We start from the raw sequence: 20,754 nt of genomic DNA on the forward strand, positions 1-20,754 counted from the left end.
GGTTTGGATTTGCTCTATTCTATCGAGCAGGAATGAAGACAGAGTTCACCTTGTTGAAAAGGTGAGCGTTCAAAACGCGGTCTAGACATTCGAAACGGAAAGGCTTCACTAGGCAATCCACAAAACCTAAATCTTGCCAAGCAAGTTGGTTCGGATTGTAGGCGCTATCAGAAAGTGCCACGTTCGATATACCGCGATCTTTAAGAGTCTTCAGGAAATCTGTAGCGAAGGTTTGATCCGACAATTCGGCAAGTCTCATGTCGAACAGCACCAAAGCAAAATCGTGGCGTTGTAATTCATACACACCAGCGTCAAAGCTCGATACAGAAATAGGAGTAAGGCCGCGCTTGTTCATCATCTTTTCAATGATAAAGCGGTACAGATCGTTGGCCTCAACAATGAGAACTTTTGTGGATGCTTGCTTCATGTACTCAGTGCGCCTTGAAAAAAAGTGTCAAAAAAGGGCGGAGGGACCGCCCTTTCTCAACTGTGAGTCATTTTACAACGATAATCTCTCTCGCTCTCTCTTACGTTGTGCTCCGAAGAGCTAAATGAACTCACAACAGATTAACTCTGCAACCTCTCAATTTGCTGATACAAACATCCGACGATTCAACCACTCTTTACGAGGGTATTCGACGAATGGCAGATTTTCTCGATGAATGACCGTTTTAGCCGTTTTGGCTTAATAGGCGAATACCATTTTCTTGGTGTCAATCACTTCTCCCTCTACGAGTAAAGTGTAATAAAAGATGCCTTCAACCCCAAATCCATGTTGATAGAGCACTTCGTTAATTCCATCCTCAATGGCCTTGGGAATCTCGGCCAATACCTTACCGTTTGCATCCGAGATTCGAATAATTGCCGATCGGCCGTTGTAATTCAATGGTGCGTTAAACCCGATTATAGTCGCATCGTCAAACGGATTCGGTCGGTTTTGTAGCAATTCGGGCATGCTGGGGCCAGTGTTACTTTCCTCTTCGATGCCTACAGACATCAGCGAGAGCTCTTCATCCGGGAGGCTTTCCAATCCATTGGCGTCAACCGCCGCCAAGGAGACAAAAAGAGATCCGCCGACTCCAGGGTCAACCGTTGCATTAGTCCCTGAGAATGTAACCGTAGTATCGTAGTCTGGGGAGGTAGACCGTACAATTAGTCGGTACGTTCCGTAATTATTCGGATCTGTCACTTGTATCTGTATACCATTGGGCTGGGAAGTAGCTGTGAAGGAAGGTTGCTCCGGTCCCAGGGCAAGCACAGCAGCTGCATTTCCATTGATGATGGCATTTCGTCGGAGATAGTTGAAATCCACGTAAAAACTGTCAAGCTCCATGTCACCATCCGTGTCTACACCCAGAACATCGGCCGTTGTATGTTGCCTGTCGTGATATGCACTATCCGAAACACCCGCATCTCCATGTTCGTTGGCAGATGTGAATCGCATAGCGGGGAATCTCCGCACTCGGAAGGGAATGTGATCTCCACCTCGCCCTGTGCGATCTTCTGCACTCATTATGCTGAGGTTCATCGGAACGGCGGCATTCGGGTAGACCTCATCCATGTATTCCATTTTAATGAAGCGAGAAAGCATTTTACTTGTGCTGTTGAAACCGCCGAAGGAATATAACCTTACCTGCGTGGAGTCGATGTGATCTGGGAAAGGGCATCCCGGAGGCGATGCGGTTTGTCCGCAAATGATTCCACCGATGACATCATTGTTTAAAACGGCCTCAATCTGAAGTTGATTCTGAAGCGCAAATCCGGCAAAGGCTGTCGCTCCTATCAAGCCTTGCTCTTCGCCTGTGGTAGGCATAAATACTATGGTTTGAGGAAAAGTGTACTCGCTCATCACTCTTGCCAATTCCATTACCAAGGCTGTTCCAGAGCCATTGTCCTCCATCCCGGGAGCATCGCAATTCACATCACATGAACCTTCACATCTAGAGTCAAAATGACCTTCTATTAGAATGAACGCACTGTTGGATGTGTCGGAACCCGGAAGTATGGCAACCACATTTTTATGCTGTCCCATTCCACAAACGTTTTGGTCAAACTGGAAGTAGCCAGTGAGTAGGCGATTTTCTCTCGCGGCACTGTATTCTTCAAACTTGCTCAATATCCATCTTCTCGCCGCTCCAATCCCGGTAGTAGTTGACACAGTATCCGCACCTGTGTTTCTATTGCCGAAAGCTTCCAATTCCACCAAAAGTGCCTTCAGACTGTCAGCTTCAACATTCGATTGAATGCCGTTCAAAATGGTTGAAGGTGCAGTAATTGGGTTAGTAGAAGCGTAGGCGGAAGGGTCATAATTCCCTTGAAGAACGTTTAACCCGTTGGGCACTTTGAGCTGCATATTGGATTGTCCGTAGACAAAAATCGACGAACCAAAAAGTAGCGTGAGTAGGAGTTGTTTCATAACCGAGAATTTCTGAGGTAACCCCAATTTACGAGATTGGTTTAAAATGAAACCTTTTTCGTCTAAGCCTCTCAATCTTCAGACTTTTCCTACATTTCTATCATCATTGAGCCACCTGAAATGCACCTAAGACATCTGAACAGACTAGCGCTTCTTCTGCTTTTTTCTACAAGTGTAACCGCACAGAATCTCGATTCTACCGCGGTTTGGGAAACCCTTCAAAGTTCCCTTGGTGTGGTGTACGCGCATCCTGATAGTGCGATGGAAATGGTGGAGCAGGCAATGGCTTCCGCCTATGCGCTAGACGAGCCCGTGCTCATCGCTCGCTCTTTCAATTTTAAGGGGATCGTACATGACGTGAAGGGGCAACGCGAAGCGGCACTTGCAGCCTACGCCATTGCTAAATCGAAGGCAGATTCGCTCGGAGAAGAACGCTTGTATGCCAGTGCTGTGAATAACATTGGCCTCATTCAATGGCAGCAAGGCGATTATGTCAATGCCGTTCTCAATTTTCAAGAAAGCCTTGAGCTGTTTGAGGAGTTAGGGGTAGACGTTGGCGTTGCGAATACTCTCAATAATATTGGACTTATCTACACCGAACAAAAGCGTCTCGAAGAAGGGTTGGAGTATTTCAGAAGGGCGCAAAAAGAATTCAAGGACTTAGATGACACCTATGGCCGGAGTGCAGCCTACATGAATATTTCCAGAATATATGAGGAAACAAACGTGCTAGATTCGGCATGGAAGTACATCGACCTGACTCTTACTTTGAAGCGAGAACTGAATGATCCGAGGGGAATATCGATGTGCTATGCCAACATTGGAATAATCGCCGATAAAAGTGGGATGCTGGATTCTTCGATCCACAGCTACGAGATGGCTTTAGATATCGACCGTGAATATGGCTTTCAGAGCTATATGGCTCAACATTTATCTGCACTTGGTAATAGGTATGAACGCGCCGGAAGAAAAAGTGAGGCAGAGGCCTTATTTCTCGAAGCGCTTGAGCTAGCTCAAAAGGAAGAAGAGCTTAAAACACTTTGGGGTATTCACTCCAGGCTATCTGAGTTGTATGCCGATATGGAGCAATTCCAGAAGGCGTATTACCATGCTCAGCTGTACGCCTCGCTCTATCAACAGTGGCGCGATGAAGAAAGCGAAGAGGAGATTATTGCGCTTCAAGAGAAATTTGATGTAGCGAGAAAGGATCTCGACCTAGCCGAAGAGCGAGAAGGGCGTGCCCTCGATCAAATACGGCTTCAATCCAGAACTCAATGGATCATTTATTTGTCCATTGCCGCTGGGTTGCTCGTGGTATTAATCGTTGTTATCGTCAGGCGATTGGAGAAACGCAGACAACGACTTGCCGAGGAACATGCGTTGCAAGAACAACTCCAAGAAACCCAGCACGAATCCGAATTACATCAGCAAAGGGAGGGAATCTCTAGAGATTTACACGATTCGATTGGGTCGCAATTAACCTTCCTCTCAAGCACTTTGAAGAACCTAACTTGGGCCTTGAGGAATCAGAATAAACCGTCCTCCAATACATTAGATCGGTTAGAAGAGGTTTCAGGAATTGCACAGAAAACTGTTTCGGATTTGAGAGATACAGTATGGGCCATGAATCGTTCTGATCTTACGGTTGCAGAGATACTGCTCAGACTAGAAAATGGAATTGTACAGTTCCGAGAGGCGTTCGATGGAATTGAGGTTCAGTTTTCTACCCAAGGAGATGATTTTGAAAAGATTGAGGCCGCCAAAGCAATGGCCATCTATCGAATTTTACAGGAAGCACTAACGAATATTCGAAAGCACTCTGATGCCTCCAATGTGAAGGTGAGCGCTACAAAATCTGGCGTTGCTTGGGTATGGAAGATATCGGATGATGGCCGAGGTTTTGATCTGAGTTCGAAATCAGCAAGTAACGGTATTGAGAACATGAGACTTCGTGCTGAAGGTGCTAAATTGCTCTTCCAAATTGATTCTAAATCCGGTTCCGGAACCACTATAGAAATTCGAGAGAGTGACTAAGAAACCTGCGCTTCGAGTGGTGATTGTGGAAGACAATCCGAATATGGCCGCGGCTATGACCGAGAAGATTTCCTTCTTCGACGAACTCGAGCTCGTTGGGCACGCCCCGGATGGAGTGGAAGGCGTGGCAATGATCAAGCAGGAGAATCCAGACTTGGTGCTGATGGACATCCAAATGCCTCATATGGATGGGATAGATGCTACGCTTCAAGTCAAGTCATTTGCGCCTCACGTGAAAGTGATAATTACCACGGTCATGGACGACAACGAGCATATTTTCCATGCAATCAAGGCCGGGGCCGATGGGTACTTGCTCAAAGACGCTGATCCAGGCATGTTGCGTGACGCCGTTCTCGAAGTAATGGAGGGAGGCGCTCCTATGAGCCCGAATGTCGCCCGCAAAGCGCTCACTCTTCTTCGCACGGGAGCAGAGCCCGAAAGGCATTCTTCCGATCGAGATTTGTTGTCCTCCAGAGAAACGGAAATCCTAAAGGAACTTAGCAAAGGATCCGTCTACACGGAAGTCGCAGAATCCCTATTTATTGCTCCTTCCACTGTCCGAAAGCACGTGGAAAATATCTACAAGAAGCTTCAAGTACACAGCAAGATTGAAGCAATCGACCTTGCCCGAAGAAAGGGCCTCTTCTAGAAATACGTCATCTGCCGTATAGTTCGGTGCATGTGTGTTTTAAACCTTGCCGGTAAGAAAACTACATGCTATGAAAACGAAGTATATCCTCCTATTTCTTCTAGCGCTTGCCGCGGCTGCCGTGTCGGCACAGTGGACTTCCACAGGCATAAGCGCTACGCTCAACAACCCAACAATTGAAGCCATTGAAGGGGTAGAGTATCACAATGGAAAACTGTATGCGAACACGTTTTTACGTGGCCATCTCGTATCAAATGACCTCGGCACCACTTGGGATTCGCTACACGAATCAGGTTTGAATCACTACGTAACCGACATGATTTCATATGGCGGCGAGCTGCACGCCTTTTGCCACATAAATGGCTTGGTGGCTGGAATGTACTATCGGTCTTCCGACGATGGTTTGAACTGGACGCTCGATACCGCCGGAATGCCGGGGAGTGCTATAACTGCGGGCTATCCCGCTAATTTTATCGATATCGCATTTGTTGGCGATTATATGTTGGCACAAATGGGAACTCCTCTCAAGCCATACTATCGGAAGCACATCGATTCTACCGATTGGCATTCACTATCCATTTTCGACAATCAAGGCTGCCCGAGATGGTATGTGAAGAATGATACCGCATGGACGTACAATATTTTCAACGTGTATTATTCGATTGATTACGGTAAAACCTGGACAACAACTCCGCATAATATTCCAAGTTTTGCCCCAGGCTTTATGCACAAAGAAGGAAACACCATCTATCTAGCTGGTGGCGGTGGATTTGGGAATCCAGACAAGCTCATGCGCAGCACAGATAACGGAGCAACATGGACCCAGCTCACAGCACTGAGCGACAGCTTGGGAATGAGTTGGCTTAATCAACCCTCAAGTGTGAATGCTATGTATGTGGATGGACAAGAGATGTACATCTCGGCAACCAATAATGCAACGAATGATCCGCCTAACATTTGGTACAGTGCAGATGCGGGTGCAAGCTGGTCTACCGACACACTTGGGTTGGCACTTGATCCATACGGTACTACCACGATAGTGGAGTTCTTCGAAGCGGGTGGGTACTTGTTCGCGTGGAGCAATTTCTTCGATGTGTACCGAAAGGGTCAAAGTGTTTCGGTAATTGAGAGCGATGTGAGCGACATCCAAGTGTATCCCAACCCTGCGTCAGACCGTATCATCATTCAATCTGAAACTGAAATTTTGAGCGCATCACTTATTGATATGAATGGTAGAAGCTATCATCTACATCTCGAGGGAACGGGAGTGATTGACATAGCCCAGTATCCGACCGGATTGTATTGCTTGCAATTGCAAACCGAAAGCGGAACCCAAACCACTAAACTGGTTGTTCAGTAGCCGCATCTGAGAGTGAGGTTTCTGATGAGCTCTTCCTCGGAGGAGCTCTTTTTGTTTGAAGTTTAGAAGGTTGCGGTAAATCGTTGAAAGTTGTCACTCACTCATCTTGCATAGGATAGGTTGAAATAAGTTCAGACATTCAATGAAGTCAACGACCATTTTTTCAACGAAATTTCCCCATCGTCCTCCAACGGTGGGGATTTTTTCTTTCTGGAGATTCCCATCATTTTGTTTTTGGTAAATTTGAGTGACCGACCTAACTAACGATGACCACTCAATTTGCCCCACGAGCGTCGATGCTTCGCATTGTCCTCGTATCTATCTGCCTATTCTCTTTATCCAAGGCTGCATCAGCGCAGTCTCCCTATTTCCGAACATCATACGAGTTGACTTCTTTCAACGACGGTTGGGGAGGAGGCTTTTCCGAAATTCATGATGACGGAAGATCGATGGGAATGCGGTTCGTCGCACAATCGGAAATGGCCAACGCCATGTGGCTGTTTGACGCGAGCTTTTCGGGAATCACACGACAACGATATGCCAAGCAAAGTAGGGTGGATGAGCTGAGTTTGAGTGTAGGGGTTCCGCTCTATTCTATAGATGAAAGACTTCAAGTGCACGGGTTGATTGGACTCTATTCCTTTGGAAATAGAGGCTTGAGTGCCATTCAAAACAGTGTTCATGATGCCGTTGGAACGAGACCGGTAGAGCTCGAATATGAGGATGCCAACTTGAACTCCCCGCTATTTGGGCTGCAGGTTAGAGGCACCATACCGCTCGGCGATTACTCGTCAAACATCTCATCCGGTCTACAAGGCTCTGTCAACTATCACTACGTGCCGGGTTATATTCAGTCCTTTAGAGCCGAGGCTTCCTATTACATCCAAAGTAAATGGGCGGATCGAGTGCTGATTTCTACAGGCTACAATTATCAATCAGAAAGTGAGTATCTCACCCAGGTTTACACTTCGAGGCTGGAACGCGGTTTCTTTTATGGGGTTTCTACTCAAATCGGTGGTGTACTCTACAAGTTTGAGGTCTATCCGAATATGAGTTTCTCAACCGGGAGTTTGGGCTTTGCACTTGAACCAAACCAGTTGTCTGGAGAATTCTCAAAACAGAGTTTCACATTTGAGTTAGGAATGGTAAGTCATCAAAATGGACTTTATCAAAGGTTTTTGATTCCTGCCTTCGGCTCAAAATATTTCTCATTCGATATTCATCATCAGTTTTGGTCTATGACGTGGAAAAGGCTTGATGGATTTCCTCAAGCGCATGGTCACGATCGGCAGTTTAGTGGAGGATTTCAGGTCACCCCGTTTGCCATCAAAAACAAATTTCAAATTCTACCTTATGTGAGTTTGAGAACGGGTTGGAGGACCGAGCACCGATATTCCGGAATGGAAGCCCAAACTCCAGAGATGTATTCTGCCTTAGTGGGCATCGCTGAAGGCGGTGTACGATTAAAGTTGCCCGCCAAGATTCTGAGTAGGAACTGCAGCTATGGCCTAACGGGCTTTTATACCACAAGGATGGAGTTTCACGAGTTTTCCGACATAGGCTCACTTACTCGTCATACTGTAGAAGGGTATGGCGCGGCATATGGAGTTGCCTTGTTTGTGGCTACCGACTTGTAGTTTGCGCAAGGCGTAATAATTCTATCTTTCAGGATGCTTTTCAATTCCCTTGAGTTTGCCATCTTTTTGCCTGTGGTCTTCGGACTCTATTGGTGGGTTTTTGGGAAGAATATGAGAGCTCAGAATGTCCTCTTGTTGATTGCCAGCTACATTTTCTACGGATGGTGGGATTATCGGTTTTTAGCGTTAATCGCACTTAGCACAGTTGTAGACTTTCTTGCGGGTCAGGGGATGAAGTCAACGCACTCAAATTCCAGACGTAAACAATGGCTCTGGGTTAGCTTGATAGTTAACCTCGGATTACTCGGCTTCTTCAAGTATTTCAATTTTTTCATCGAGAGTTTCGTCGATGCCTTCGCCCTAATCGGATTAGATGTCCAATCCACAACGTTGGATATCATCCTGCCGGTTGGAATTAGCTTCTATACGTTTCAGACTTTGAGCTACACCATTGATGTGTACAGGAGAAAGATTGAACCCACGAGTGACTTCATCTCCTTTGCCACCTATGTGGCCTTCTTTCCACAATTGGTGGCAGGCCCGATTGAACGAGCAGCTCATTTACTCCCGCAATTTGGAAAGGCGCGTAGGTTTGATTACTCGAAATCAGTAGACGGTTTACGACAGATACTTTGGGGGTTGGTGAAAAAAGTTGTGATCGCTGACACATGTGGTGAGTATGTCGATATCATCTTTGCGAACTCTGCCAATTTGGAGGGTAGTTCGCTTGCGATAGGTGCCATTCTATTTGCTTTTCAGATTTATGGCGACTTCTCAGGCTACTCCGACATTGCTGTTGGGACGGCGAGGCTACTCGGTTTCGATTTGATGCAAAACTTTGCTAACCCATATTTCAGTAGAGATATTGCTGAGTTCTGGAGGCGTTGGCATATATCACTTTCAACCTGGTTTCGAGATTACGTGTACATCCCACTGGGAGGATCCAGGGTGGGGAGGAGTAAGAGAATACGGAACGTGTTCATCATCTTTTTGGTGAGTGGATTTTGGCATGGAGCTAATTGGACATTCATCGCTTGGGGTGCACTTCATGCAATCCTTTTCATACCTCTGCTATTGTCGAACAAGAACCGCAGCCACCTGAATGTAGTGGCAGAAGGGTCGGTTTTTCCCTCTCTGACGGAACTCTTATCGATGATGGGAACCTTTGTGCTTACAACCTTGGCATGGATATTCTTCAGGGCGGATACCATCGGCGAGGCCTTCGCCTACTTCACGAGTCTGTTTGATGTGAGTCTGATTGACGTGCCACACTATTCGGGTTATAGAGATCTTGTTTGGTTAGTACCTCTGGTCTTGACCTTCGTATGGGTTGAATGGATCGGAAGAAGGCGGAAGTATGCGATTGAGGAATTGTCCAACCGGCTTAAGAATCCCGCATTGAGGTATGCGGTTTACTTCGCGCTCATGGCATTCATTTTCGCCTTCGCGGGTAAAGATCAACAGTTTATTTATTTTCAATTCTGATGATAAAACTGGTTTGGAAATCGGCCTTGTTCGTGTTGCCATTTGTGATTTTACACTTGGTAAATGAGCGCTATTATGCTGATACCAGCAACGAGTTAGAGCGGATTGGGTTGATTTATAGTTCGGCAAGACATGCGCCTGATACAGCGGGAGTTCCAAAGATGTACGGCGAGCTCTCTAATGTTTTCAATCGAGGCGAAAGGGAATTCGATTACTTCATTATCGGCGATTCATTTACACGTCAGAAGAGGAGTGGATTTCAGCAGAAGATGGGCGAGCTTATGGAGGGTCGAGTTACAACGTTGACTTATCAGCACTCTGAGATGCGAAGTCCATTTCAGGAGTTAGATAATCTGCTTAATGGCGACTTTTTCGACTCAGTAAAGGTGGATTATATCATTCTAGAATGTGTTGAGCGCATGTTGATTCAGCGCGCCGTTCGCTTCGCTCCAGACTCCATGACGCGCACTTATTCAGATGTTCATGCCGAATTTACTCGAGCACGCACGGCCGTTCGGCGCGACCCTGTGCAATTCTTCTCTGGCAATACGGTAAAAGTTCCGCTTACCAATTTGATGTATTTATTCTCGGACAAGCCGTTGTGGTCGCAGACCTACGTAACTCAGATTGATAGGCCACTTTTTATGCATGAGCCTACAACATTGATGTTCTACGAAGGAGAGTTGGATGAGCGTGTTTGGTGGGAGAATATTGAGTCGCCAGAAGACTCCATTGTGAAGTGTTTGAAGGTGTTGATGGACAAGGCTGATCGACGGGGGATTGCGCTCTACTTCCTGCCAGCTCCAGATAAATTTACGGTCTATCGGCCCTACATGTTAGATGATTCGTATCCGGCGACTACTCCGTTGTTGTCTAACCTTGAAGCTATGAATCATCCGAGATATCTCCCAACCTTAAGCTTCATACAATCGCAAATCGATCAGGTGCCATTTTACAAGTTTGACAACACGCATTGGTCAGAGGCCGGGTCGGAGAGTGTTGCGGAGATGGTGTTTTTGAGAGCTGCGGATTTGGAGGGGGTTAGGAAGGATTAGATCAGCGAGTGTAGGTAGTTTGCGGATTGTGTTAGTCCACGATTTCTGAGGATGTCAAGGACCTCATATTCGTCTAAGTCAGGATTTGTTCTGTGGAGAACCATTTCCTTGAAGGCTTGTAACGCAAGCTCATGATTGAGGTCGATTAAGTCTGTTATGAAGTCATCTGGTGATTTTACACTAAGACCAAATTGAGCGAGGTACTCATTTGGAAAGTCCTTCAAGTTATTCGTGACAATCACATTGGCATTGGTCTTAATGGCTGCGGCAACAACATGTCTATCGTTTTGGTCCGGTAAACTGATTGTATCGATTAGCTCGTGATAATGTTCTACAAGTGCATCTGGAAATGCTGCGTTTGCGCGGTGAATGGCATTCAGGATTTGCTCATCGCTAAGGCCTTTTTCATGCATCACTTTTTCCCACTCTTTGGTAACATGAATTCCCCATTTAGGTGTGTACATGTCGTAATGTGCAAACCAGAATAGGACGTCACGCACATCAATTGGGAATAGCACATTTGCGTCTAGAATACATGTAAATCGAACACTATGAATCATAAAGACCAGCCTCTTCGTCAGCCTTCATGATTTCTATCAACTTGGCCTTTTGTTCTTTCTTGATCTTCTCTTTAAACTTCATGACATCATCAAATTTCACCCTGCGATGTCTACCTACGAGCGTGAAAGGGATCTCGCCATTTTCAAGCAATTTCACAAGATGGGGTCTTGAGCACCCGAGGTGTTCCGCCGCTGCCTGTGTTGTTAGCTCCGCTGCAAGAGGCACTATGGAAATCGGTTTCCCTTTGCTCATAGAATCGAGGATTTCAGCGAGTAGTTGAAGTGCGTACAACGGAATCTTCATTTTCTCTTGAGTTTCCTCAATTTCAACTTCGGGAGACTTTGTTTTCATCTCTTTAAGTGATTGGGCTAAGGTCTGATACGACGCCTGTGCAAGTTTTTGCTCAGCCTTCGTGGGTTTGTGATAACTTGTTGTAGTGGTCATTTCTCTGGCTTTGAATCAAAGATAATAAACGAAATAAACGAAACGAATATTTCAGGTTTCGATTTGTCAGGTTAAAGGAATGAGGTGATAGGAGTTGAGATGAGGGCGAGCAAATTCGATCCAAGAATAGCAAGAGAAAGTGAGGCGTTGTACCTTTTTTCTTTCGTTACTCGTTTTTGGTAGTTTTATGAAATGCAATCTCTCTGTAGCAAAAGGACAATTAGTAATTCCATTCTCTATGTCTCGATAGTAGAAGGCACAATTTGTTTGGCGGATTATTTTGTCGAGATAACACGTGTAGATTTGGGCTTAGGGGAAAAACACTCTCTCTTAATTGAACTTGTCCTTGATTTGATTGAAAGAGAGTGTCTAAACCTCTTTGAGTATGAGATTAGTTCAAGCATTGAGCCAATCAGAAAAGTTACTGGACAAGAAATTATGGATGTCCTGAGCTTGATGGAAAATTGGAGCTATCAGCAGTCGCCTAGCTACAACCTGATAGGTACGGACAAAGGTTCGTGCTTTTTAGATTCTTTGTCGGAAGCCGAGCGTGACCTTCTCGATGGTTTTCTTCAATCCAATGGTGGAGTTCTATGGAATCTAGAATAAACTTGATATTCGAAGGTGTTCCTTTTAAATGGGATGCAATGACCATTCGACTTTCTTCCTCTGAATATTTAATTGTCACATGGTGGACTCAGGTTCAGAATTTTGAGGATGTCAGCAAGACAAAGGCAATGGAGGATCTAGAATCGCTAAAGCACAATTTCAACCTTTTGAGAGAACGTTATCCAGTGCTCAATTATGAAGACGGTGCTATTGAGCTTGTTGTTGCATTTGATGACTCCGGGAAGTTGGGTATACCTCTATGTGTGGAGAGGTCAGGGCACCTGGAATGGTATATCTGATTGTTTTGAGCCTTCAAAAGTGTCAGATTGATTCAAAATTTTGACACCAATAAGACACGATAAAAAGTGCGCTGAAATGAAAAACCCTGACTATCAGTGAGATAATCAGGGTTTCTGCTTTCTCTTGTTGCCTGACTAGGATTAACCCGATCCTCCTGGCGTCGGATGGGTAGGGCCTTATCTGGGGCATTGTACCCAACAAAGAGCATCCTTCGCTCCGCTCAGGCTATGTTTTTGCTTATCACCCTCTTCGCTCAAGCGAGCTTGGCCCGATGGTACTAAACAAAAACAGCCACACTTTCGTGCGGCTGCTCTTTCTTGTTGCCCGACTAGGACTCGAACCTAGAACGACTGAACCAAAATCAGCTGTGTTGCCAATTACACCATCGGGCATCCTCGATTGGGACGGCAAATATAAAACAAACAGTCAATTCCAAAAAGGTTTTTTGAATTGGAATTTTATTCCCTCGTTTTGGCGATGTACGACCTGCACGCTGCCCATAGGAATACAGGGCTGGCGATTAGTGCTAGCAAACCGTATTTCCATGTCCAAATAAGCGCTACTAACACACACATGAAGATAACCCAGAGTGGAGTGCCCAAGCCTATAAAACCTAGCTCTAGCGTAGATTTGAAATCGAGTCTAGAGTGGTTTTTCACTTTGCTTTTCGCTAGTAGTAGGATTGGCGCGAGGTAGAGATAAGCAAGGGGTAATAGTGCTAAACTCAATGCCTTCCACGTCCATCTGGAGCCACTGTACTTTCCGCCAACCTTTCTGCTCCAAGCCTCAATTTCACCATCATTGCGGACCATCTTCGACAATCGTTCTTCCGCAGCGTCTTTCATCAACCTCAATTGCTGACCTTCTTTTAAGTCTGACGTGTAGTTTATGTCAAGCGGTTCACCAAAGGTTACGCTTACATCCGGACCCCAATCTTGCCAGTCGTTGTACTCCATTACCGCGGGTATGACGCAAATGGGGATGCCATCCTCTTTTAGGCTGTTGGCAAGGCGTGCCCAACTTTTCTTAAGCGGACGAATGCTGCGTTCCGGCGCTGAACTCCCTTCACCCATAATGACGCAAGCGCCGCCATCACGCAAATGATTGTGCAACTCTTTCATGGTTGCAGGTAAGTTCTCCTTGATAGCCGTCTTGCCATGATCGGCCCTATACATTGGAAGTATGCGCAGGAACCGCAGAAGTTTATTAGCCGTAGGGTGATTGAAGAAGTCCGCCCGTGCTACAAAAACAGGTTTACGTGAGGAAGCAAAAAGAATAGAGAGGGCGTCCGGAAGGTTGTTCTGGTGATTGGTGACGAACAAGGTTGCTCCTTCCTTTGGTACGTTCTCTAATCCATGAACCTCGTAATGCCTACAGTAACACTTACGGTACATCCACTTGACGTAGCCGTATAGTATTTGATATCCGAAACTCGGCTTATTCATGGGCATCGGTTTGAGTGCGCATTCGCCAATAGCTCGAAATGCTGAGTCCGCTTACCATATGCCAAATGCCCCACCAAGCGGTTATTGCCGCCATACCGCCAATGGGGAGTTCCAAAGGGAAAATGGTAGGATTTAACAAGAGTACAAGTCCAAGTCCGGAATTCTGAATGCCCATTTCAATGGCGATTGATCTCCTCTCTCTTCGCTTCAGTTTAAATGCTCTGCTCCAGGTGTATCCACCTAAATAAACCGCCGCATTGTGAATTAAAACAATGGCGAAAATGAGGTGGATATATGCGAGAAACGATTCAAGATTCTTGCTAAAAGCAACGATGATAATGGCTAGAAATGCGAGTATACTCGCCCATCGCATGGGTGTGTGCAATCGAGAAACTAGATGTGGAGCGATTCTTCGTAAACCCATGCCGAGTAGCAAGGGTAAACCCAAGAGGAGGAATACTGCTGTTCCAACTTCTATCGGATTTATACTCAATTCACGTAGGAGTGGGTTTTCTGCGTCTGTCGCAATCCACGAGGTGTAAATCGTACCCCAGAAGAGAAAGGTAAGTGGAGTGAGTATTATTGATCCCACTGTGCTAAATGCCGTAAGGCTCACGCTTAGTGCGGTGTTTCCTTTGGCATGATGGACCATGAAATTCGAAATGTTACCGCCTGGGCAACTTGCGACGAGAATCATCCCCATAGCCATACCGGTGGAAATGTAACTTCCCATGAGGGCAATGAGTAGTATAGTTAGGAAGGGAAGTATCAACCATTGTCCAGAAAGGCCTACCAACACAGCCTTTGGTTTTTTAATGACCATTTTGAAGTCGGATGGGTCTATGCCGATAGCCACCCCAAACATCACGAACCCCAGAATTAGATTTAGGAGAAGTAAATTTCCTGAATCGAGGTTGAGCTGGAGTTGATCCAACGACTCCAGAGATGGGGTACCGGTAGTTTGGGGCACAGTCAGCTTGCTTGGTAGATTCTCTCCAAGAAAACAACTTTATTCCTCAACCGCAAATGTGTGCTTACAATGGAATGTTGCCGTGCTTCTTCTTCGGAAGCTTTACCGCCTTGTTCTCTAGCATCTTAAATGCCTTGATCAGCTTTGTGCGGGTTTGTTCTGGAAGGATCACTTCGTCTACATATCCTCTCGCAGCCGCCCGATATGGATTCGCAAAATTGTCGGCATATTCAGCTTCCTTTTCAGCGAGCTTTGCTTCAGGGTCATCAGCTGCGGCAATCTCTTTTCTAAAGATGATTTCAGCTGCACCTTTTGCACCCATCACTGCAATCTCAGCAGATGGCCAAGCATAGTTCATGTCGGCACCAATATGCTTCGAATTCATCACGTCGTATGCGCCACCGTAGGCCTTACGTGTAATAACCGTGATGCGCGGAACAGTGGCTTCGCTGAATGCGTAGAGCAATTTAGCGCCATTGGTAATAATGGCGTTCCACTCTTGGTCGGTGCCAGGAAGGAATCCAGGAACGTCTTCGAATACGAGAAGTGGGATGTTGAAGCTGTCGCAGAAACGCACGAATCGCGCGCCCTTCTGAGAGGCTTTAATATCGAGTACTCCAGCCAAGAATGCCGGCTGGTTGGCAACGATTCCGATAGACTTTCCCCCGAGGCGTGCGAATCCTACAACGATGTTTTCGCCGTAGTCTTTGTGCACTTCGTGGAAAGAGCCGCCGTCAACAACTTCACCAATTACCTCGCGCATATCGTAAGGTTGGTTGCTATTGTCCGGAACGAGGTCGTTCAACTTCGGACGTGTTTCGTCTTGTGCTTCGTAAGGAAGCGCTGGTGCGTCTTCCTCACAGTTTTGAGGCATGTATGAAAGAAGGTTCTTGATTCCTTCGATGCATGCTACTTCGTTGGCATAGGTGAAGTGCGTAACACCAGACTTCGAAGCGTGGGCACTTGCGCCGCCGAGTTCTTCACTCGTAACTTCTTCGTGGGTTACGGTTTTTACAACGTTTGGACCAGTAACGAACATGTAGCTCGTATTCTCCACCATCATAATGAAGTCGGTCAATGCTGGCGAGTAAACTGCACCGCCCGCGCAAGGTCCCATAATCGCGGAGATTTGAGGGATCACGCCAGAGGCCTGTGTGTTTCGATAGAATATATCTGCATAGCCACCGAGGGAAACAACTCCCTCCTGGATGCGAGCGCCGCCGGAATCATTCAATCCAATTACGGGAGCACCGTTTTCCATGGCGAGGTCCATGATGCGACAGATTTTTTCGGCGTGTGCCTCGGCAAGAGATCCACCGAGAACGGTGAAGTCTTGTGCGAAGACATAAATCAATCTTCCGTTAACGGTTCCATAGCCGGTTACCACACCGTCGCCGTAGAACTTCATTTTATCTAAACCGAAGAGGTTTGAGCGGTGAAGCACGAGTGCTCCAATTTCCTCAAACGAACCTTTGTCGAGCAAAAGCTCGATGCGCTCTCTTGCGGTTAGTTTGCCTTTATCGTGTTGTGCTTGGATTCGTTTTTCGCCGCCGCCAACCTGCGACTCCTCTTGAATTTTCTTGAGGGTATCGAATTTTTCACTCATGGTCATAGGATTGAGGGACGAAGATATAAAATAGGGGCTTGCCGACCTATGGACTTTTAGACTGTTGGACCTATAGACTGATGGACTTATAGACTGATGGACCTGTAGACTGATGGAACTTTTGGACAAATGTTCCGACCGAAGGGAGGAATCCCGAGAGGCGCAGCCGATTCGGGAGAGGGTTGGAGGGTTAGAGAGTTAGAGGGTTAGAGGGTTGGACTGGGTAGCTGAGATTGAGCCGAGCTGTTATGCAGTTATTTCAAACTTGGTTCTGCCCACCGAGGAATGAGGCCGTGCTGTAGTAAAAAGCGAGGCCTTTCATTCGCCAGCAAGCGAATGACCCTTTTGCTCGACGTTAGGAGAGCAATCCTTTTCTGGCCAGCAACGCTGCCAGAACCCTAATCATTCAATTTTAACACCGCCAAGAACGCCTGTTGAGGCACTTCTACGTTGCCCAGCTGGCGCATGCGCTTTTTACCTGCTTTCTGCTTTTCTAGTAGCTTACGTTTACGTGAGATGTCACCACCGTAACATTTCGCTGTAACGTCTTTTCTTAGGGCCGAAAGGGTTTCACGGGAGATAATCTTTGCACCAATAGCCGCCTGAATAGCGATCAAGAATTGCTGACGCGGAATTAATTCTTTGAGCTTCACGCACATCTTTCTGCCGATGTCTTCTGCCTTGCTCTTGTGAATCAACGCACTCAATGCATCTACAGGTTCGGCGTTGAGAAGGATATCGACCTTCACTAGGTTCGAGGCACGGTATCCTACTGGATGATAGTCGAATGACGCATAACCCTTCGAGATGGTCTTAAGTCGGTCGTAAAAGTCGAACACGATCTCGGCCAAAGGCATGTCGAAGGTGAGTTCAACTCGTTCCGAAGTGAGGTAAGTTTGACCAACTATTTCGCCGCGCTTCTCGATACAAAGAGTCATAACTGCACCAACAAACTCACTTTTGGTGATAACCTGAGCTTTGATGTAAGGCTCCTCGATTCGCTCGAGAATAGCCGGGTCAGGATAGTCTGAAGGGTTGTTTACGATGAGTCGCTCATCAGGATCCTTCTTCGTGTATGCGTAGTAAGACACGTTTGGTACCGTTGTGATAACGGTCATGTTGAATTCACGTTCCAAACGTTCTTGAATGATCTCCATGTGAAGCATGCCCAAGAATCCACAGCGGAAACCGAAACCTAGAGCGGCTGATGTTTCCGCCTCAAAGGTGAGAGATGCATCGTTAAGTTGAAGCTTTTCAAGTGAAGTGCGAAGTTCCTCGAATTCGTCGGTATCAACAGGATAAATACCAGCGTAAACCATTGGCTTTACCTCTTCGAAACCGGCAATAGCAGTGGTTGCAGGGCTTTCTTTAGAGGTGATAGTATCACCTACTTTCACTTCTTTAGCCTCTTTGATACCCGAAATGATGTAGCCTACATCGCCCGCTGAAATTTGCTTCTGAGGATCTTTCACAAGCTTGAGTGTCCCGATCTCATCGGCATCGTACTCTTTGCCGGTGTTCATGAATTTCACGCGCTGGCCTTTCTTAATCACACCATTCTTCACGCGGAAGATGGCTTCGATACCGCGGTATGAATTGAACACGCTGTCGAAGATCAAAGCTTGAAGTGGCGCTTCGGGATCTCCCTCAGGAGCGGGGATGCGTTCTACGATAGCATCGAGAATTTCCGCAACGCCTTCACCGGTTTTTGCACTGGCTAATAGGATATCTTCTCTGGTACAGCCAATCAAATCAATAATCTGATCTCCAATTTCTTCAGGGTTCGAAGATGGGAGGTCAATTTTATTGAGGATCGGGATGATTTCAAGGTCATGCTCTAATGCCAAATAGAGGTTAGAGATGGTCTGTGCCTGAATACCCTGAGTAGCATCAACAATCAAAAGTGCGCCTTCGCAAGCGGCGATTGAACGAGATACTTCGTAGCTGAAGTCAACGTGACCTGGAGTATCGATTAGGTTGAACTTGTACGCTTCGCCATTGTAGTTGTGGTTCATTTGAATGGCGTGGCTCTTAATGGTGATGCCGCGCTCTCGCTCCAAATCCATATTGTCGAGTAGCTGATCTTGCTTCTCGCGCTCGGTTACAGTAGCGGTAATATCCAACATGCGGTCGGCCAAGGTGCTCTTACCGTGGTCGATGTGTGCAATGATGCAAAAGTTGCGAATGTTCTTCATCGTATTCCTTCAGCGTATACTAAGTGCGCAAAAGTACGCTTTTTCAGTGCCTTAACGAATATTCTTTGAAAAGGGTTCGGCATGATGATTGTCTCTTTCATTCTAAACCCAAACGTTATGAAAAAAGTACTCTCTCTGCTTACGGCTGGATCTCTTCTCTTGGCATCTTGTGGCTCTTCGAACAATGGATATGTCAGCACCCGCTGGGTCGTTCAGCCGAATAAATCAAACTATCTCTTGAGTCCAGCATTCAACGGCAAAGCCTTTGAATCGCATCCTGACTATTACATGATGATGCAAGTTCATACCGTCACCAAAAAGTATGAGCAATTCAGTTTTCTTCTTGTAAACAAGTCACCTAAGTGGATGAAAGTTGATCCGCTTCAATTTACAATGCGCAGATCAGCTCTGCCTGGGGTGGATTCAAGCCTAGTGCGCTCTCCTCTTACAAGCTCTGCAGTCTTCGAAATGAACAAGAGATCTAAAGGTGGCGGAGGAGATGTCCTCTTGTTTCTTCTCAGTTTGGGAGCCCTGTATTTGATTATCGATGGAGCGGGTGATCCAAATACGCAGGCGGGGTTTGGAGAGGTGCCTGCCCCCGTGTCGAGAGGTTCTTTCGAACAACAATTGAATCCTATCATGCTCGGTCCAAGTGACACGCTGCGAGCTTCTATTTTCTTTACTGCTGATGAGCTTTATCAATACAGAGAAATTGATTTCGCCCCAGGAGGAATGCCAGCATCTACTTTTCAATTTCAACGCGTTCAATGATGTATCTTCGAGTATGCTTTTGGAAAAACTTGAAAGTGCGGGAATACTAAAAGAACCGGAGACCCTCAGTAGAGGTGAACGTATTATCAGTCCTGGTGAAATGGAACGACATATCTATTTCATTGAGGACGGGGCCATGCGGATTTTCTTCGTGCATGAAGACGAGGAGTACATTACTCGATTAGCGTACTCTGGAGATATTATCACTGCGCTCGATAGTTTCATCACAAAAAAGCCAACGGAGTTTTACATTGAAGCTATTCGAACTACTACGGTTCGCAAAGCTACGGTAGAGGATTATCTGGGGTTGATGAAAACGGATGCCGAAATGCTCGAAATGTGGGACTTCATGCTTGGTCAACTTGTTACACAACAAATGGAACGAGAGCGTGATTTGTTGATTCCATCGCCCGCTGTTCGATATGAGAGAGTAGTAGCGAGAAGCCCAAAACTCTTTCAAGAGGTCCCGCTGAAGTATATTGCTTCTTACTTGAGAATGACACCTGAGACGTTATCAAGAATCCTAAAATCTTGATTTGAATCAAGTAATCAGAAGCTCGCCCAGCGCAACTTTGTATCAAAGATTTACATCATGAAAGGAAATGCAGAGTTGCTCATAACCGATCTTATCAGTAGAACTGAGGCCATTATTTCTCAAGCTGAGGAATGGCGTCAACTGGGAATTGATAAGCTGAATAAAAAACCTTCACCTGAATCCTGGAGCGCCTTGGAATGCCTAGAGCATTTGAATAGGTATGGCGACTTCTACTTGCCTGAGATTGAAAATCAAATCTCGCATGCGGAGAAAGGAAAACCGAAATCCACCTTCGTAAGTTCGTGGCTCGGAGAGTATTTTGCCCAGTCAATGCTTCCAAAAGAAAAATTGAACAAGATGAATACGTTCAAGAATATGAATCCTTCGCTGAGCGGAGTTCGAGCGGACGTTTTGGAAGACTTTATTCAACAGCAAAAGAGAATGATACGCTTGCTGGAAAGGTCACGCGATATCAATATTCAAAAAACTAAAACGGCCATTAGCATTAGTAAGTGGATTCGATTACGCCTTGGAGATACGTATAGGGTGGTGATCTATCACAATGAACGTCATATGGTGCAAGGGAGTAAGGCGTTGCGAGCTTAAATCTCTAAAGTGGTCTTTCTGCCAACTTGTGAGAGAGCTGTAAAAACACAATCAAACAGATTGAATAACCGTCAAG

General features: G+C 46.1%; 19 protein-coding genes and 1 tRNA gene. 11 read left to right on the forward strand and 9 right to left on the reverse strand.

From position 1 onward, the window contains the following. Positions 1-19: 19 nt before the first annotated feature. Both F8C67_RS04435 and F8C67_RS04440 read right to left on the reverse strand, forming a co-directional pair. The gene (locus tag F8C67_RS04435) at positions 20-427 is read right to left on the reverse strand and encodes a response regulator (RefSeq protein WP_151666607.1); all 408 of its coding nucleotides are present in this window, start codon (positions 425-427) and stop codon (positions 20-22) included. Positions 428-685: 258 nt separating this feature from the next. Beyond that, positions 686-2,416: a M28 family peptidase gene (locus F8C67_RS04440; protein WP_151666608.1), complete on the reverse strand. Its 1,731-nt coding sequence runs from the start codon at positions 2,414-2,416 to the stop codon at positions 686-688. A 120-nt stretch (positions 2,417-2,536) separates the two neighbouring features. Between F8C67_RS04440 and F8C67_RS04445 the strand changes: the two genes are divergently transcribed. From F8C67_RS04445 to F8C67_RS04470, 6 genes are all read left to right on the forward strand, one after another. Continuing rightward, positions 2,537-4,450 carry a tetratricopeptide repeat-containing sensor histidine kinase gene (locus F8C67_RS04445; protein WP_151666609.1) on the forward strand — a complete coding sequence of 638 codons (1,914 nt, stop codon included), beginning with the start codon at positions 2,537-2,539 and terminating at the stop codon, positions 4,448-4,450. Then, the gene (locus tag F8C67_RS04450; RefSeq protein ID WP_223277509.1) at positions 4,443-5,099 is read left to right on the forward strand and encodes a response regulator; all 657 of its coding nucleotides are present in this window, start codon (positions 4,443-4,445) and stop codon (positions 5,097-5,099) included. Before F8C67_RS04445 ends, F8C67_RS04450 begins: the two co-directional genes overlap by 8 nt. Positions 5,100-5,169: 70 nt before the next feature. Further along, the gene (locus F8C67_RS04455; RefSeq protein ID WP_151666610.1) at positions 5,170-6,459 is read left to right on the forward strand and encodes a T9SS type A sorting domain-containing protein; all 1,290 of its coding nucleotides are present in this window, start codon (positions 5,170-5,172) and stop codon (positions 6,457-6,459) included. A gap of 296 nt (positions 6,460-6,755) precedes the next feature. Then, entirely contained in the window at positions 6,756-8,096 is a 1,341-nt protein-coding gene (locus tag F8C67_RS04460; RefSeq protein ID WP_170266361.1) for a hypothetical protein, read from the forward strand. A 33-nt stretch (positions 8,097-8,129) separates the two neighbouring features. Further along, complete coding sequence (locus F8C67_RS04465) at positions 8,130-9,581, forward strand: MBOAT family O-acyltransferase (protein WP_151666612.1); 1,452 nt, start codon at positions 8,130-8,132, stop codon at positions 9,579-9,581. Next, positions 9,581-10,636: a hypothetical protein gene (locus F8C67_RS04470; protein ID WP_151666613.1), complete on the forward strand. Its 1,056-nt coding sequence runs from the start codon at positions 9,581-9,583 to the stop codon at positions 10,634-10,636. Before F8C67_RS04465 ends, F8C67_RS04470 begins: the two co-directional genes overlap by 1 nt. Here F8C67_RS04470 and F8C67_RS04475 read toward each other — a convergent pair. After that, complete coding sequence (locus tag F8C67_RS04475) at positions 10,633-11,196, reverse strand: PIN domain-containing protein (protein WP_151666614.1); 564 nt, start codon at positions 11,194-11,196, stop codon at positions 10,633-10,635. The genes F8C67_RS04470 and F8C67_RS04475 overlap by 4 nt on opposite strands. Further along, complete coding sequence (locus F8C67_RS04480; RefSeq protein WP_151666615.1) at positions 11,186-11,641, reverse strand: helix-turn-helix domain-containing protein; 456 nt, start codon at positions 11,639-11,641, stop codon at positions 11,186-11,188. The genes F8C67_RS04475 and F8C67_RS04480 overlap by 11 nt, the downstream gene beginning before the upstream one ends. A gap of 351 nt (positions 11,642-11,992) precedes the next feature. Between F8C67_RS04480 and F8C67_RS04485 the strand changes: the two genes are divergently transcribed. Both F8C67_RS04485 and F8C67_RS04490 read left to right on the forward strand, forming a co-directional pair. Next, positions 11,993-12,250 carry a hypothetical protein gene (locus F8C67_RS04485; RefSeq protein WP_170266362.1) on the forward strand — a complete coding sequence of 86 codons (258 nt, stop codon included), beginning with the start codon at positions 11,993-11,995 and terminating at the stop codon, positions 12,248-12,250. Beyond that, positions 12,235-12,549 (forward strand): hypothetical protein, encoded by a 315-nt coding sequence (locus F8C67_RS04490; RefSeq protein ID WP_151666617.1) that lies wholly within the window; start codon positions 12,235-12,237, stop codon positions 12,547-12,549. Before F8C67_RS04485 ends, F8C67_RS04490 begins: the two co-directional genes overlap by 16 nt. Positions 12,550-12,870: 321 nt before the next feature. On the opposite strand, the gene F8C67_RS04495 is transcribed toward F8C67_RS04490, so the two are convergent. From F8C67_RS04495 to lepA, 5 genes are all read right to left on the reverse strand, one after another. Next, positions 12,871-12,942: transfer RNA gene (locus F8C67_RS04495), tRNA-Gln, on the reverse strand. A gap of 66 nt (positions 12,943-13,008) precedes the next feature. Beyond that, a complete protein-coding gene (locus F8C67_RS04500; protein WP_170266363.1) occupies positions 13,009-13,995 on the reverse strand; it encodes a 1-acyl-sn-glycerol-3-phosphate acyltransferase in 987 nt (328 codons plus the stop codon). Next, positions 13,988-14,965 (reverse strand): bile acid:sodium symporter family protein, encoded by a 978-nt coding sequence (locus F8C67_RS04505; protein ID WP_223277510.1) that lies wholly within the window; start codon positions 14,963-14,965, stop codon positions 13,988-13,990. Before F8C67_RS04505 ends, F8C67_RS04500 begins: the two co-directional genes overlap by 8 nt. A 64-nt stretch (positions 14,966-15,029) precedes the next feature. Continuing rightward, positions 15,030-16,571: an acyl-CoA carboxylase subunit beta gene (locus tag F8C67_RS04510; protein WP_151666619.1), complete on the reverse strand. Its 1,542-nt coding sequence runs from the start codon at positions 16,569-16,571 to the stop codon at positions 15,030-15,032. Positions 16,572-16,969: 398 nt separating this feature from the next. Beyond that, positions 16,970-18,766, reverse strand: a complete 1,797-nt coding sequence (gene lepA, locus F8C67_RS04515; protein WP_151666620.1) for a translation elongation factor 4 — start codon at positions 18,764-18,766, stop codon at positions 16,970-16,972. Positions 18,767-18,883: 117 nt separating this feature from the next. Here lepA and F8C67_RS04520 point away from each other — a divergent pair, with 117 nt between their 5' ends. From F8C67_RS04520 to F8C67_RS04530, 3 genes are read left to right on the forward strand one after another with little or no spacing between them, the layout of a single operon-like run. Continuing rightward, the gene (locus F8C67_RS04520; protein ID WP_151666621.1) at positions 18,884-19,537 is read left to right on the forward strand and encodes a hypothetical protein; all 654 of its coding nucleotides are present in this window, start codon (positions 18,884-18,886) and stop codon (positions 19,535-19,537) included. A 13-nt stretch (positions 19,538-19,550) separates the two neighbouring features. Then, entirely contained in the window at positions 19,551-20,072 is a 522-nt protein-coding gene (locus F8C67_RS04525; protein WP_170266364.1) for a Crp/Fnr family transcriptional regulator, read from the forward strand. A gap of 57 nt (positions 20,073-20,129) precedes the next feature. Beyond that, complete coding sequence (locus F8C67_RS04530) at positions 20,130-20,678, forward strand: DinB family protein (RefSeq protein ID WP_151666623.1); 549 nt, start codon at positions 20,130-20,132, stop codon at positions 20,676-20,678. Positions 20,679-20,754: the final 76 nt, after the last annotated feature.

The organism is Phaeocystidibacter luteus (genome assembly GCF_008933115.1).
Classification (GTDB): domain Bacteria; phylum Bacteroidota; class Bacteroidia; order Flavobacteriales; family Schleiferiaceae; genus Phaeocystidibacter; species Phaeocystidibacter luteus.

Excerpts from the sequence above, each read along its gene's own strand:
- F8C67_RS04510 (WP_151666619.1), bottom strand. The coding sequence starts at position 16,571 with ATGAGTGAAAAATTCGATACCCTCAAGAAAATTCAAGAGGAGTCGCAG.
- F8C67_RS04480 (WP_151666615.1), bottom strand. The coding sequence starts at position 11,641 with ATGACCACTACAACAAGTTATCACAAACCCACGAAGGCTGAGCAAAAA.
- F8C67_RS04530 (WP_151666623.1), top strand. The coding sequence starts at position 20,130 with ATGAAAGGAAATGCAGAGTTGCTCATAACCGATCTTATCAGTAGAACT.
- F8C67_RS04435 (WP_151666607.1), bottom strand. The coding sequence starts at position 427 with ATGAAGCAAGCATCCACAAAAGTTCTCATTGTTGAGGCCAACGATCTG.
- F8C67_RS04455 (WP_151666610.1), top strand. The coding sequence starts at position 5,170 with ATGAAAACGAAGTATATCCTCCTATTTCTTCTAGCGCTTGCCGCGGCT.
- F8C67_RS04445 (WP_151666609.1), top strand. The coding sequence starts at position 2,537 with ATGCACCTAAGACATCTGAACAGACTAGCGCTTCTTCTGCTTTTTTCT.
- F8C67_RS04500 (WP_170266363.1), bottom strand. The coding sequence starts at position 13,995 with ATGAATAAGCCGAGTTTCGGATATCAAATACTATACGGCTACGTCAAG.
- F8C67_RS04490 (WP_151666617.1), top strand. The coding sequence starts at position 12,235 with ATGGAATCTAGAATAAACTTGATATTCGAAGGTGTTCCTTTTAAATGG.
- F8C67_RS04470 (WP_151666613.1), top strand. The coding sequence starts at position 9,581 with ATGATAAAACTGGTTTGGAAATCGGCCTTGTTCGTGTTGCCATTTGTG.
- F8C67_RS04520 (WP_151666621.1), top strand. The coding sequence starts at position 18,884 with ATGAAAAAAGTACTCTCTCTGCTTACGGCTGGATCTCTTCTCTTGGCA.
- F8C67_RS04465 (WP_151666612.1), top strand. The coding sequence starts at position 8,130 with ATGCTTTTCAATTCCCTTGAGTTTGCCATCTTTTTGCCTGTGGTCTTC.
- F8C67_RS04525 (WP_170266364.1), top strand. The coding sequence starts at position 19,551 with ATGCTTTTGGAAAAACTTGAAAGTGCGGGAATACTAAAAGAACCGGAG.
- lepA (WP_151666620.1), bottom strand. The coding sequence starts at position 18,766 with ATGAAGAACATTCGCAACTTTTGCATCATTGCACACATCGACCACGGT.
- F8C67_RS04475 (WP_151666614.1), bottom strand. The coding sequence starts at position 11,196 with ATGATTCATAGTGTTCGATTTACATGTATTCTAGACGCAAATGTGCTA.
- F8C67_RS04460 (WP_170266361.1), top strand. The coding sequence starts at position 6,756 with ATGCTTCGCATTGTCCTCGTATCTATCTGCCTATTCTCTTTATCCAAG.
- F8C67_RS04440 (WP_151666608.1), bottom strand. The coding sequence starts at position 2,416 with ATGAAACAACTCCTACTCACGCTACTTTTTGGTTCGTCGATTTTTGTC.